Source organism: Marilutibacter penaei (assembly GCF_014145395.1).
In the GTDB taxonomy this organism is placed as follows: Bacteria; Pseudomonadota; Gammaproteobacteria; order Xanthomonadales; family Xanthomonadaceae; genus Marilutibacter; species Marilutibacter penaei.
On record NZ_JACHTE010000001.1, the window covers coordinates 397,422 to 410,782 of the forward strand.

A 13,361-nucleotide genomic window follows, 5' to 3' on the forward strand; every position below is an offset into this window, starting at 1 on the left:
GCCCCGAAAAATCATGGATGGTGGTGAGTCGCTCCGCGGGCTTCCCGGTCGCCTCGTTCCGCCGGGCGGAAACGGGCCGGCCAGGTGGCTGGCGAGCCCATCGCGACACGCAAGGGCCCATCACGCCGCTGCCGGCGCTACGGAAAACCGTGAAATGGTAGCCGCAGGGCCGCGGGCGGGCAAGCAGAAGCGCGCCGGCACCCCGCTTTTCCAGACGCCTGCGAATGGCGCGAAACCCTTGCCAGGACACGCTTTCAGCCCGATTCGGCACACTAGTCCCGGCACGGTGTAAACGCACGGTGAAAAAGGGATGCACGGCGCCCCGGTCCGGCCCTACACTACGCCGAATCCCCCGCCCTGCCATACCCGTCATGGCCCCAGAAAACCGTCCTGCCCGTGCAGGCGTCGGTCATTCGCCGCGCCTGCTCATCAGCCCCGAGCTCCCCCCCGCGCCGGCCCCCGAGCGCGCCGCGATCACCCATGCGTGGGTCCGTGAGGAGGCCGCGCATGTCCAGGCCCTGCTCACGCAGGCCCGGATGGACGACGAGGCCCGTGAAACCACCCGCCGCAAGGCCACCGATCTGGTGGAACGGGTGCGTGCCGGCGTCCACGACCAGGGTGCGATCGAAGCCTTCATGCGCCAGTACGACCTGGGCAGCGAGGAAGGCGTGCTGCTGATGTGCGTGGCCGAGGCCCTGCTGCGCATCCCGGACCAGCAGACCACCGACCGGCTGATCCGCGACAAGCTCGGCGAGGCCGACTGGAAGCGCCACATGGGTCAGTCGGAGTCGGTGCTGGTCAATGCCTCCACCTGGGGCCTGATGCTGACCGGCCACCTGGTCGAGCTCGGCGACGAGACCAAGCGCGACACCCGCGGCGCGTTCAAACGCCTGGTCGGGCGCGTCGGCGAGCCGGTGATCCGCCTCGCGGTGCGCCAGGCCATGCGCATCATGGGCCACCAGTTCGTGATGGGCCGGACCATCGGCGAGGCCCTGAACCGGTCGCGCAAGGGCATCAATGCGGACTATCGCTACTCGTTCGACATGCTGGGCGAGGCCGCACTGACCGAGCCGGATGCCCAACGCTACCTGGAGGCCTACCGGCAGGCCATCCAGGCCATCGGACGCCATGCCGCGGAGCACGGCCACGCCGCCCAGCTCCGGGACGGTGTCTTCGGCGCCGCTTCCATCTCGGTCAAGCTCTCGGCCCTGCACCCGCGCTACGAGCACGCCAAGCGTGCGCGCGTGCTGGCCGAACTGGTCCCGCGCGTGCTGGAACTGGCGCGACTGGCGAAGTCGCACGGGATCGGATTCACCATCGACGCCGAAGAAGCCGACCGCCTGGAGCTGTCGCTCGACGTGTTCGCCGCTGCGTATGCCGACCCCTCCCTCGAAGGCTGGGAGGGTTACGGACTGGCGATCCAGGCGTATCAGAAGCGCGCACCGGAGGTGATCGACTTCATCGCCGCGCTGGCGCGCCGGCATGGCCGCCGCATCCCGGTGCGCCTCGTCAAGGGGGCGTACTGGGACAGCGAGATCAAACGCGCCCAGGTGGACTGCCACCCCACCTATCCGGTGTTCACGCGCAAGCCGAACACCGACGTGTCCTACCTCGCCTGCGCCCGGAAGATGCTGTCCCAGGCCGACGTGGTCTACCCGATGTTCGCCACCCACAACGCGCACACCATCGCCGCGGTGCACACGATGGCGCGTGCCGGCGGCGGCGCCGTGGCCTTCGAATTCCAGAAGCTGCACGGCATGGGCGAGGACCTCTACAACGAGGTCATTCCCGCCGACCGCCTCGACGTCCCCTGCCGCGTGTACGCCCCGGTCGGCTCCCACGAGGACCTGCTGCCCTACCTGGTGCGTCGCCTGCTCGAGAACGGCGCCAACTCCAGCTTCGTCAACCGGATCACCGACGAGGACGTCCCGGTCGAGGACCTGGTCCGCGACCCGCTCGACACGGTTGCCGGCTTCGACACCATCCCCCACCCGCAGATCCCGCTGCCGGTCGAGCTGTACCGCAGTTTCGCGGACCGCTTGCCGTACTGCGACAGGAGCAACTCCATGGGCATCAACCTCGCCAACGACGACGCGCTTCGCGAGCTGGCCGATCGCATCAACGCTGCCTACCGCGATGACTGGTTCGCCGGACCGCTGGTCCCCGGTGCGAACCCGGACGGCGAGAGCCGCCCGGTGACCAACCCGGCCGACCTGCGGGAGGTCGTCGGGCATTGGCGTGCCGCGGACGGTGCGACGGTGGAGCAGGCGCTGGAAAACGCCGTGGCCGCGCAGCCGAAATGGAACGCCATGCCGGCCGCCGGCCGTGCGGCGATCCTGGAGCATGCCGCCGACCTGCTCGAACAACGCATGCCCGAGTTCATCGCCATGTGCACGCGCGATGCCGGCAAGACCATCCTGGACGGGGTCGGCGAAGTCCGCGAGGCCGTGGACTTCCTGCGCTACTACGGCGCGCAGGTGCGCACCATGTTCAACCCCGAGCCGCTGCCGGGCCCGACCGGCGAGACCAACGTGCTCGAGCTGCACGGCCGCGGCGTGTTCGTCTGCATCAGCCCGTGGAATTTCCCGCTGGCGATCTACATCGGGCAGGTCGCCGCGGCACTGGCGACCGGCAACGCGGTGATCGCCAAGCCGGCCGAGCAGACCAACCTGGTCGGCTATGCGGCGACGAAACTGCTGCACGAAGCCGGCGTGCCCGAGGACGTGCTGCAGTTCCTGCCCGGCGACGGTGCCATCGTGGGCGCCGCGCTCACACGCGACCCGCGGGTCGCCGGCGTCGCCTTCACCGGCTCCAACGACACCGCCGCGGCGATCAACCGCTCACTCGCCGGTCGCGATGGCGCGCTGGGCGTGCTGATCGCCGAGACCGGCGGCCAGAATGCGCTGATCGCCGACTCCTCCGCGCTGCCCGAGCAGCTGGTCAAGGACGCGATGGCCTCGGCCTTCACCTCGGCGGGCCAGCGCTGCTCGGCGGCACGCGTGCTGTTCGTGCAGGAAGACATCGCCGACAAGGTCATCGAGATGCTGGCCGGTGCCATGGCCGAACTGAAACTGGGCGACCCCGGCCTGCTGTCGACCGACGTCGGCCCGGTCATCGACCAGGACGCGCTGGAAAACCTGGAGCAGCACGTGATGCGCATGGACATCGAGGCGACCCACATCGCCACGGTGCCGGCGACGCCGGAAGCGGAGCACGGGACGTTCTTCGCGCCCCGCGCTTACGAGCTGCGCTCGCTGGACCAGCTGCACAAGGAGATCTTCGGGCCGGTGCTGCACGTGATCCGCTGGAAGGCCAGCGAGCTCGACCAGGTGATCGACGCCATCAACGCGACCGGTTTCGGCCTCACCCTCGGCATCCACTCGCGGATCGACGAGACGGTCGAGAGGATCACCCGCGCCATCAAGGTCGGCAACTGCTACGTCAACCGCAACCAGATCGGCGCGATCGTCGGCGTGCAGCCCTTCGGCGGCCAGGGACTGTCCGGCACGGGCCCCAAGGCCGGCGGCCCGCACTACCTGGCGCGCTTCGTCACCGAGAAGACGGTGACGATCAACACCACCGCGGCAGGCGGCAATGCATCGCTGCTGACCCTGGGGGAGTAAGTCCCGCACGGTCCCGGGCTGCCCCGCACCCGGGATCCGGCACGGTCGACCGGATGATGCACGACAAAAAAAGCCCCGCCGGAGCGGGGCTTTTTTCTTGCAGGACCGGTATCGCGATCAGAAGCGGTACTGGCCCGAGACGCCGAACAGGTGCGCGTCGCCGTCGAAGGTGCCGAACAGGCGCTGGCCACCCGCCTGCGGCGGGGTGATGATGCCGATCTCGGGGGTGTCCGGATCGATGTAGGTGTACGCGAAGTTCATCTCGAACGCGTCGCTGATGTTCCAGGTCGCGCCCAGCGAGTACCAGCGGCGATCCTCGTCCGGCAGGCGCGGCGTGCGGTGCGCATACGTGGTCGGCGTTTCGTCGTAGGCGAAACCGGCGCGCAGGGTCCATGCGTCGCTCAGCACGTAGTCCGCGCCGATCGACGAGAAGCGCGTGTCGCCCCAGCTGAACTCCTCGACCGAATCCGGATCCGGGTTGTTGAAATCGATGCGCACTTCGCGCAGCGAGCTCCAGTTGGTCTCCGAGTAGGTGGCGGCCATCGAGAACCGGTCGGTGAACTGGTAGCCCACGTCGATGCTCATCACGGACGGCGTGGTCAGCGCGGCGCTGGCGTCGCCGTCGTTGAACAGCACGCGGGTCATCGGGTTGGCGTCGAACACCGCGCGCGCATTCGCCGGGACCGTCCAGTCAGCCTCGCCCTCGAGGTCGTAGTCGATCTCGGAGCGGTACGACCAGCCGAGGGTCAGCTTGTCGGTCGGGCGCAGGTTCGCGCCGAGCAGCCAGCCGAAGCCGTTGTCCTCGCCCTGCACTTCAGCGAAGCCATCGGCGGCCTGCGGACGGGCGAACGGCAGGGGTGCGCCGGCGCCCATCAGGATCGTACCGAAGTCGACCGCCTTGGACAGCGTGACGTCGGCACGCGAGAAGATGAAACCACCGCCGACGGAGAAGCGGTCGGTGATGTCGATCGCGCCGGACAGGGTGAGATCGACGATCTGCACGTCCGAGGTCACCGCGTAGTAGCGGCCCACCCAGTCGCGGTCGTATTCGGTCTTCAGGCCGAACGGCGCGCTGACCATGGCGCCCAGCGCCAGGCCGTTGTCGAACTTGTGGACCACCGACATCGCCGGGATCGGGGTCACGTCACCGGCCTGGCCGCCGTCGCCACCGGTCAGCGGCTGGCGGAGGATGTCGTAGCCCTCCATGTCGGCCGCTTCGTAGTTCAGGTCGATGACGCTCAGGTCGCCCTGGACCGTCGTGCCCTCGAAACGGGTCATCGTGGCCGGGTTGTTGGTGACCACGGACGCGTCGTCGTCACGGATGCCGGCGCCCGCGAAGGCGGCGCCCATCGACTTGACGCTGTTTTCCTTGAGCTGGAAGCCCGAGGCGTGGGCCTGGCCGAACGCCAGCGCGCCGGAAATGCCCAGCGCCAGCGCCGACAGGCGGATCATGCGGTCTGCGTGTTGCATGCGTGCTCTCTCCATTGGAGTTTCTTATAGGTGCTTTCCGGTCGCCGCAGCCCTGCGGGAACCCTCCCGACATACGACGCCGTATGTACTATATCGTGAAATTAACCGGTTGCTAACAACCACCCATCACATTCCCGGTACTCGCGGGTGCGTGGCCTGGCGTGGATGCCTTATCGTCGGTGGACGCACGCGGGACCAGTCCCACTGGTCATGCTGCGCCGCGCCCGTCGCTGGAAACGAGCCCACCATCCCATGTTCATCGCCGTTCCCTCCCGCCAGAAGTCGCCGCTGCGCTGGGCCACGCCGTTGCTGTTCGCGGCGTTGTGGGGGTGCTTTGCATGGGTGGCGATGCTGCCCGATGGCAGCCAGGACCGGCTGATGCAGGACTGGGGGGCGCTGTCCGGCGGACTCGATGCCGCGTCGCCCCACGACTGGCAACGCCTGTTCACGGCGCTGTTCCTGCACGCCGACTGGGCCCACCTGCTCGGCAACCTCGTGTTCCTGTTGATTTTCGGGCTGCCCGCGGAGCGGATCATGGGCGGCTGGCGGCTCCTTCTGGTGTTCCTGATTGGCGGAGCGTTCGCCAACCTGGCCGCCGTGATCGCCATCAGCACGCCGGACCGGGTGATCATCGGTGCCAGCGGCGCGGTATCGGCCCTCATCGGCGCGTATCTGGCGCTGTTTCCGCAAGCGCGGCTGGGCGTGGTGTTGCCGCTGGGCCTCTACCTGCAGTTCCTGCGGGTGCCGGCCACCCTGCTGATCGGCACCTGGGCACTGCTGCAGATCCTGTTCACCTGGTTCGGCCCGGCCTTCGGCGCGGTCGCCTGGTCGGCGCACCTGGCCGGCTTCGCGTTCGGCGGCAGCTTTGCCCTGATCGCCCGGTCCGGCATCGCCAAGCGGATGCGCCAGCGCAGCGGCTACTGAGCGGCCTTGAGATGGGGCGACGCCGCCCCTAGGTACGGCGACAGGGACGATGTCCCGAATCGCCCACAGGACCGATCGCCCGCCATGTCGAAACCGCTCTACAAGGTCACGTTCCTCAACGCCGGCAAGGTGTACGAGCTCTACGCACGCCAGGTCGCGTCGGGCGCGCTGTGGGGATTCACCGAGGTCCGCGACCTCGTGTTCGACGTGAACGCGGGCGTGGTGGTGGATCCGACCGAGGAGCGGCTGCGCGACGAGTTCGGCCAGACGCGGGTGCTGCACCTGCCGATGCAGAGCATCGTCCGCATCGAGGAGGTGGAGCGGAAGGGCACTTCGACGATCCGCGACGCCGGGACCGGCGAGAAGGTGGTGACGCCGTTCCCGATGCCCGGCAAGCCGCGCTGACCCGGTACGCTCAGCCGCCTGCGGCCGGTACCGGGCGGGCCGTATCCCGCTTCAGTTCGGCCAGGGCAGACGCGATGTGGCGTTCGCCGGACAGCACTTCGCCCGCGTTCTCGCCGGCGACGCCCGCGGCCTTCCCACCATCCAGATGGCCGGGCAGGCTCGATTCGACATAGCGCGCGGCGCCACCGTCGCTCCCGTCTTCGGCGGGATGCAGCACCACGTCCGGCACGATGCCCAGGGCCTGGATCGATTCGCCACTGGGCGTGTAATAGCGCGCGGTGGTGAGCTTCACGGAGTCGCCGTTGTCGAGCGGCAGGACGGTCTGGACCGAGCCCTTGCCGAAGGTGCGGCTGCCGACCACGCGGGCCCGGCCGTTGTCGCGCAGCGCGCCGGCCAGCACCTCCGATGCACTGGCGGAACCGGCGTCCACCAGCACCACCACCGGGGCACCCTCCAGACGATCGCCCGGGGTCGCCGAGAACTGCGCGTCGCTGATCGCGAGGCGCCCGCGCGTACTCACGATCTCCCCGGCCTCCAGCAGGTCATCGGCCACCTGCACGGCCGAGGTCAACAGGCCGCCGGGATTGCTGCGCAGGTCGATGACCAGCCCCCGCAGCGGCGCGCCGGCTTCGGCCTTCAATGCATCGAGCTGGGTGGCGAAGTCGGCGGCCGTATCCGCCTGGAACGCACTGATGCGGATGTAGGCGTAGCCGGGCTCGAGCATCCGGCCACGGATGCTGGTGATACGGATGGTGTCGCGGGTCAGGGTGACGTCGAACGGCGCGTCCCGGCCCTTGCGCACGAGGGTCAGCGTCAGCGAACTGCCGGCCGGACCCCGCAGGGGCGCCGACGTGTCGCCCTCGTCCGGCTCGAAGGCCTTGCCGTCGATGGCCGTGATGATGTCGCCGGACTGCAGGCCGGCACGCTCGGCCGGCGTGCCGTCGATCGGCGCGATGACCTTGAGCGTGCCGTCGGGCTGGCGCTGCAGCTCCACGCCGATGCCCTCGTACGCACCGCGGGCGCGTTCGTCGAAGTCCTCGGACTGGTCCTTGTCGAAATAGACACTGTGGGGATCGAGGTCGAACAGCAGGCCGCGGATGGCCGACTCCATCAGGTCCTTGTCCTCGACCGGCTCCACGTAGGCCTGCTTGATCGCGCTGTACACGGTCACGTAGCGGCGGATCTCGTCCAGCGGCACGGCCGAACCGACCATTTCCGGGCTGGCGCCCGCGGGCGGATCGGGCGGATCGGTCGGCGGCGCGTCCTGCGCGGACGCAGGCCCCAGCACGCTGGCCAGGACCCAACCGGACAGCACGGCGATCGGACGGATGCAACGGACGGGCATGCAGGACTCCGGTTCGGGCCGGGCCTCCAGCCCGGCGGTCTGCTTGGATATGAACACGTTAGGGCGCACGGATGGAAGCTTTCGTTAACCCCATGCACGCGCCTGCGGGGGCATTCAGCGACGCAGCCAGACCCCGGGATCGACCGGCTTGCCGTCGCGGCGGAGCTCGAAATAGAGCGCGGGCCGGCCGTGCCCACCCGAGGTGCCGACCGTCGCCACCGCGTCCCCGCGCTGCACGCTGTCGCCCACGTCCTTGAGCAGGGCGTCGTTGTGGGCGTACAGGCTCATGTAGCCGCCCCCATGGTCGACGATCAGCAGCATGCCGTAGCCGGTCATCCAGCCGGCATACACCACGCTGCCGGCGGCCACGGCCTTGACCGGGGTGCCTGCCGCGGCACCCAGCAGCAGGCCGTCGCTGCTTCGGCCGTCCGGCATCCGGGCCTGGTAACCGGCCATCAGGCTGCCGGTCAGCGGCCACCCGGTGCCGCCGACCTGCGGGCCGCCCAGGGCCGCGCTGGCAAGCGGCGGGGCGGACCGTGGCGCGGGCGTGGCGCCCGGCGTCGCCGAAGCGGCGGCGGCCGCCTGGCGCGCGGCTTCCGCTTCGGCGGCCCGCCGGCGTTCTGCTTCCGCGCGACGCGCGGCCTCGCGCAGGCGGGCGAGCAACTGCTCCAGCCCACGGGCATCCCGCCCCAGCGTGCGCTCGCGCGTGCGGCGGTCGTCAAAACGCGCGTCAAGGTCGGCCACCAGCGCCTTGCGGGCATCGCGGTCCTGCTCGAGGCTGGCGACGCGCGCGTCGAGTTCGCGCTTCGATGCTTCAAGCGTGAGCTGGCGCGCCGCGATGTCGCGCTCGACCGCGTCGAGGTCCTCCAGTTCGGCCGACAGCGCCCGGATGCGATCGGCGCGGTCCTGCTGCAGGTACCGGTGGTACGTGAGCAGGCGCTGTGCCTGGGCGACACTGTCCTGGGCCAGCAGCACCTTCAGGGGGGCATCCCCGCCCTGAGCATAGGCCGCGCGCAGCAGCCGGGCCAGCTCCTCCCGCTGCCCGGCCAGGGCAAGCTGCATCGTGTCGCGCCGCTGCTGCAACGAGGCGAGCGAGGCCTCCTCGTCCGCGAGTTGCAACTCGATGTCATGGAGCGCCCGGCTGGACTGCGCGACCTTCTCGTCGGCATCCCTCAGCGCCCGGTGCGCATCGCTCCGCTCGCCTTCGATCTCGCGCCGCTCGGCGGCCACCTCGCGCAGCTCGCGCTGGACCGCCTCCAGCTGCCGTTCGGTGGCACGCTGCTGCTGCGCGGCCGCGTGGGTGGCGCACAGGCACAGGGCCAGCGCGGCCCACCGGGCAATGGCAGGCAGGCGCGCGGGCGGCATCAGGCGTCCAGCAGGCTCCGGCCGCTCATGTCGTCCGGCTTCGGCAGGCCGAGCAGGTCGAGCATCGTCGGCGCGACGTCGCGCAGGGCGCCGCCGCTGCGCAGCGCCGCATCGCGCGGCCCCCGATAGACGAACGGCACCGGACCGACGGTGTGCGCGGTATGCGCCTGGCCGGTCGCCGGGTCGCGCATCATCTCGAGGTTGCCGTGGTCGGCGGTGACCAGCAGGGCGCCACCGGCCGCCTCGACCGCCGAACGGACCGCGCCAATCGCCGTGTCGACCGCCTCGGCCGCCTTCACCGCCGCTTCGAAGACACCGGTGTGCCCGACCATGTCCGGATTGGCGATGTTGCAGACGATCGCGTCGAAACGCCCGGAGCCGATCGCATCCACCAGCTGGGCCGTCAATTGCGGGCAGTTCATCTCCGGCTGGAGGTCATAGGTGGCGACCTGCGGGCTCGGGATCAGGATGCGCTCTTCGCCCTCGTACGTGTCCTCGCGCCCGCCGCTGAAAAAGAAGGTGACGTGGGCGTATTTCTCGGTCTCGGCGATGCGCAGCTGGGCCATGCCGTTCTGCTCCAGCACTTCGCCGAGCGTGTTGCGCAGGTCTTCCGGCGGGAAGGCCAGCGGGGCGGGCAGCCTGGCGTCGTATTCGGTCAGGCAGACGAAGCTCGACAGCGCGGGCCGGCGCGCATGGAAGCCCTGGAAGTCCGGGGCGACGAAGGCTGCGCTCAACTGGCGCGCGCGGTCGGCGCGGAAATTCATGAAGACCACCGCATCGCCGTCGCGCATGGTGGCGCCGTCGTCGATGACCGTGGGGGCCACGAACTCGTCGTTCTCGCCGCGCGCGTAGGCGTCGGCCAGCGCGGTCGTGACGTCGGGGGCGTGGTGCTCGCTGGCGGCCTCGACGATGGCGTCCCACGCCTTGCGCACGCGATCCCAGCGGTTGTCGCGATCCATCGCGAAGTAACGGCCGGCGACGCTGGCGATCTCGGCATTGCCTGCCTTCTGGCAGGCCTCCTGCAGCGCCTTCAGGCTGGGCGCGGCCGAACGCGGCGGCGTGTCGCGGCCGTCGAGGAACGCATGCACGGCGACATGCGGCACGCCTTCGCGACGGGCCAGGTCGATCATCGCGAACAGGTGCGCCTCATGGCTGTGCACGCCACCCGGCGACAGCAGGCCCATCAGGTGCAGGGTGTGGCCGCCGGCCTTCGCGTCGGCACAGGCCGCGCGCAGCGCTTCGTTGGCGAAGAAACTGCCGTCCTCGATGGCCGCATCCACGCGGGTCAGGTCCTGGTAGACGATGCGCCCGGCGCCGAGGTTCATGTGGCCCACCTCGGAATTGCCCATCTGGCCATCCGGCAGGCCGACGTGCCGGCCCTCGGTATGGATCAGCGTGTGGGGCGACGTGGCGACCAGCGCGTCCCAGTTCGGCAGGTGGGCGGCGGCGAGGGCGTTGTCGGTGGGGTCTTCGCGATGGCCCCAGCCGTCCAGGATCAGCAGGACGACCGGCGTGATGCGTGGCGATTCGGACACGTGGCGGGATTCCGTGACTTCGGGCAGGGGCCCGGGATGCGTGGACCTGCGATTGTAGCGAAGCGGCCGCAACGGGCGGTGAGTGTTTTCCGGCGGAACTAAACCCTCGCGATGCCACGCGCATCCATCCTTCATCCCGACAGCATGGACACGCCCATGATCCGACACACGATCCGACTCCTCCCGCTGGCGTGCGCGCTTGCGCTCGCCCCCACGCTTGCCGGCGCCCAGCAGAGCATCGACAAGGTCAACGGCAGCATCACCGCGGAGGCCGGCCAGGCCTACGGCGACCTCGAAACGGTCAACGGCAGCATCCGCATCGGCGAGAACGCCACCGTGCGGGATGCCGAAACCGTCAATGGCAGCATCAAGGTGGGCGCGTCCGCCCGGGTGGAAGACCTGGAAACCGTCAACGGCGGCATCCGGCTGGAAGAAGGCGTCGTCGCGAGCGGTGGCCTTTCCACGGTGAATGGCGGCATCTATGTCGGCAATCGCGGCCAGGTCGGCGACGACATCGACACCGTCAACGGCGCGATCGGGCTGGTGGCCGCGGTGGTCGGTGGCGACATCGAAACCGTCAACGGGGACCTCACCGTCGGGGCGGGGTCGCATGTCCGCGGCGGCATCCATTACGAAAAGCCCACGGGCCAATGGCTGAACCTGGGCAATCGCAAGAACGATCCGCCGCGCGTGGTGATCGGTCCCAATGCCGTGGTCGACGGCACCCTCGTGTTCGAGCGCGAAGTGAAGCTCTACGTGCATGACACCGCGCGTACCGGCGCGATCAGCGGCGCCACCGCGATGCGCTACAGCAGCGACACCGCGCCCCAGGACTGAACGGGGCCGAGGCCGCCGTCGCCGGCAGGGCGTCGGCGACCGTCGTATCATCGGGCCTTCGTTGCATGCCCCCGGAGGCCCGATGTCCCGTCGCACCCCGCTCCACGCCGCCACCCAGGCAGTCGCCGCCGCCCTCGTGCTGTCGGCCTGCAGCCCGCAGGCTCCCGATACCGGGACCGACGCGAACCCGGCGGAGGCAACCGCCACCGCGCCGGCCCATGCCTTCGAGGCCGCGATCACCGAGGCCGACTTCGCCGAGCGCGTGAAGACCCTCTCGTCCGACGCATTCGAGGGCCGCGCGCCTGGCAGCAACGGCGAGACGCTGACACTCGACTACCTCAAGTCGCAGTTCGAGGCGATGGGCCTGCAGCCGGGCAATGGCGACAGCTGGTTCCAGGACGTGCCGATGGTCGAGACCACCGCCGACGAGTCCACGGTGCTGAAGCTCGACGTCAAGGGCACCCCGCGCGACCTGCAGTTCGGCAGCGACATGGTCATCGGCACCCGCACCGGCCAGGCGCAGATCGACATCGAAGCCAGCGACCTGGTCTTCGTCGGCTACGGCGTCAATGCCCCCGAACTCGGGTGGAACGACTACGAAGGCGTGGACGTCAAGGGCAAGACCGTGGTGATGTTCGTCAACGACCCGGGCTTCCACACCGGGGACGCATCGCTGTTCGAAGGCCAGCGCATGACGTACTACGGCCGCTGGACCTACAAGTACGAGGAAGCGGCGCGACAGGGTGCAGCCGCCGCGATCATCATCCACGACACCGAAGGCGCGTCCTATGGCTGGGACGTGGTGAAGAACTCATGGTCCGGTGCCCAGTTCGACCTGCGCGCAGCGGACGATCCGGAACCGCGCCTGCAGGCCCAGGGCTGGATCACCGGCGATGTCGCCCGCAGCCTGCTCGCCGACCTCGGGCAGGACCTCGATGCGCTCTACCAGTCCGCGAACCGCAAGGGCTTCAAGGCGATCCCACTGGATGCCACCCTCTCGCTCGACCTCAAGAGCACGATCGCCGAGAAGTCCTCGAAGAACGTGGTCGCCAAGTTGCCGGGCAGCACGCGCCCGGACGAAGCGGTCGTGTACATGGCGCACTGGGACCACCTGGGCAACCATGGCCACGACGGCGAGGCGCCCGAGGGCGAGGACCACATCTACAACGGCGCGGTCGACAATGCGACCGGCGTCGCCGGCATCATGGAGATCGCCGAGGCCTTCGCCGCACAGGACCCGGCGCCGGAGCGCTCGGTGCTGTTCGTCGCGGTGACCCTCGAGGAATCCGGCCTGCTCGGCTCCAAGTACTACGTCGCGCACCCGGCCATTCCGCTGGCCGACACCGTCGGCGTGATCAACCTCGACGCGATGCCGGTGATCGGCAAGTCGAAGGACATGACCGTCATCGGCCTCGGCAACTCGGAGCTGGAGGACATGCTGAAGGTGCATGCCGACGCCCAGGGCCGCACGCTGGTGGCCGAGGCGACGCCGCAGAGCGGCTTCTACTTCCGTTCCGACCACTTCAACTTCGCCAAGGCCGGCGTGCCCGCGCTGTATGCCAAGGGTGGCGACGATCTGGTCGACGGTGGCACCGAGGCCGGCCACGCGGCCCAGCGAGACTACCGCGACAACCGCTACCACAAGGCCGCGGACGAGTTCAGCGAGGACTGGAAGTTCGACGGCGTGATGCAGGACCTCGAGGCCCTGTACGGCGTCGGCCGCGACCTCGCCGGGAGCGACGCGCGTCCGACCTGGTATGAAGGCAATGCCTTCCGCGCCGCGCAGGAAAAGCTGCTGGAATCCGCCGGCAAATAACCGCCGGTTCGCACGCCATGACGACGGCGCCTTCGGGCGCC

General features: G+C 69.5%; 9 protein-coding genes. 5 read left to right on the forward strand and 4 right to left on the reverse strand.

The features are described 5' to 3' along the window. Positions 1 to 371: 371 nt before the first annotated feature. The gene (gene putA / locus H4F99_RS01780) at positions 372 to 3,623 is read left to right on the forward strand and encodes a bifunctional proline dehydrogenase/L-glutamate gamma-semialdehyde dehydrogenase PutA (protein WP_182667988.1); all 3,252 of its coding nucleotides are present in this window, start codon (positions 372 to 374) and stop codon (positions 3,621 to 3,623) included. Between the two features lie 117 nt (positions 3,624 to 3,740). Here putA and H4F99_RS01785 read toward each other — a convergent pair whose 3' ends face one another. Continuing rightward, the gene (locus H4F99_RS01785) at positions 3,741 to 5,093 is read right to left on the reverse strand and encodes an OmpP1/FadL family transporter (RefSeq protein ID WP_182667989.1); all 1,353 of its coding nucleotides are present in this window, start codon (positions 5,091 to 5,093) and stop codon (positions 3,741 to 3,743) included. A 252-nt stretch (positions 5,094 to 5,345) separates the two neighbouring features. Here H4F99_RS01785 and H4F99_RS01790 point away from each other — a divergent pair, with 252 nt between their 5' ends. After that, positions 5,346 to 6,017, forward strand: a complete 672-nt coding sequence (locus H4F99_RS01790; protein ID WP_182667990.1) for a rhomboid family intramembrane serine protease — start codon at positions 5,346 to 5,348, stop codon at positions 6,015 to 6,017. Between the two features lie 84 nt (positions 6,018 to 6,101). Continuing rightward, the gene (locus tag H4F99_RS01795; RefSeq protein WP_182667991.1) at positions 6,102 to 6,422 is read left to right on the forward strand and encodes a DUF1820 family protein; all 321 of its coding nucleotides are present in this window, start codon (positions 6,102 to 6,104) and stop codon (positions 6,420 to 6,422) included. 10 nt (positions 6,423 to 6,432) lie between these two features. Here the strand turns inward: H4F99_RS01795 and H4F99_RS01800 are convergent, their stop codons facing one another. From H4F99_RS01800 to gpmI, 3 genes are all read right to left on the reverse strand, one after another. Beyond that, on the reverse strand, positions 6,433 to 7,767 hold the full coding sequence (locus H4F99_RS01800; RefSeq protein ID WP_182667992.1) for a S41 family peptidase: 1,335 nt from the start codon (positions 7,765 to 7,767) through the stop codon (positions 6,433 to 6,435). 114 nt (positions 7,768 to 7,881) lie between these two features. Then, positions 7,882 to 9,132 carry a murein hydrolase activator EnvC family protein gene (locus tag H4F99_RS01805; RefSeq protein WP_182667993.1) on the reverse strand — a complete coding sequence of 417 codons (1,251 nt, stop codon included), beginning with the start codon at positions 9,130 to 9,132 and terminating at the stop codon, positions 7,882 to 7,884. Further along, entirely contained in the window at positions 9,132 to 10,667 is a 1,536-nt protein-coding gene (gpmI, locus tag H4F99_RS01810) for a 2,3-bisphosphoglycerate-independent phosphoglycerate mutase (RefSeq protein ID WP_343064117.1), read from the reverse strand. Before gpmI ends, H4F99_RS01805 begins: the two co-directional genes overlap by 1 nt. A 156-nt stretch (positions 10,668 to 10,823) precedes the next feature. Between gpmI and H4F99_RS01815 the strand changes: the two genes are divergently transcribed. Both H4F99_RS01815 and H4F99_RS01820 read left to right on the forward strand, forming a co-directional pair. Next, complete coding sequence (locus H4F99_RS01815) at positions 10,824 to 11,504, forward strand: DUF4097 family beta strand repeat-containing protein (protein WP_182667995.1); 681 nt, start codon at positions 10,824 to 10,826, stop codon at positions 11,502 to 11,504. A gap of 82 nt (positions 11,505 to 11,586) precedes the next feature. Continuing rightward, the gene (locus H4F99_RS01820) at positions 11,587 to 13,320 is read left to right on the forward strand and encodes a M28 family metallopeptidase (protein ID WP_182667996.1); all 1,734 of its coding nucleotides are present in this window, start codon (positions 11,587 to 11,589) and stop codon (positions 13,318 to 13,320) included. The last annotated feature ends 41 nt before the right edge of the window (positions 13,321 to 13,361 follow it).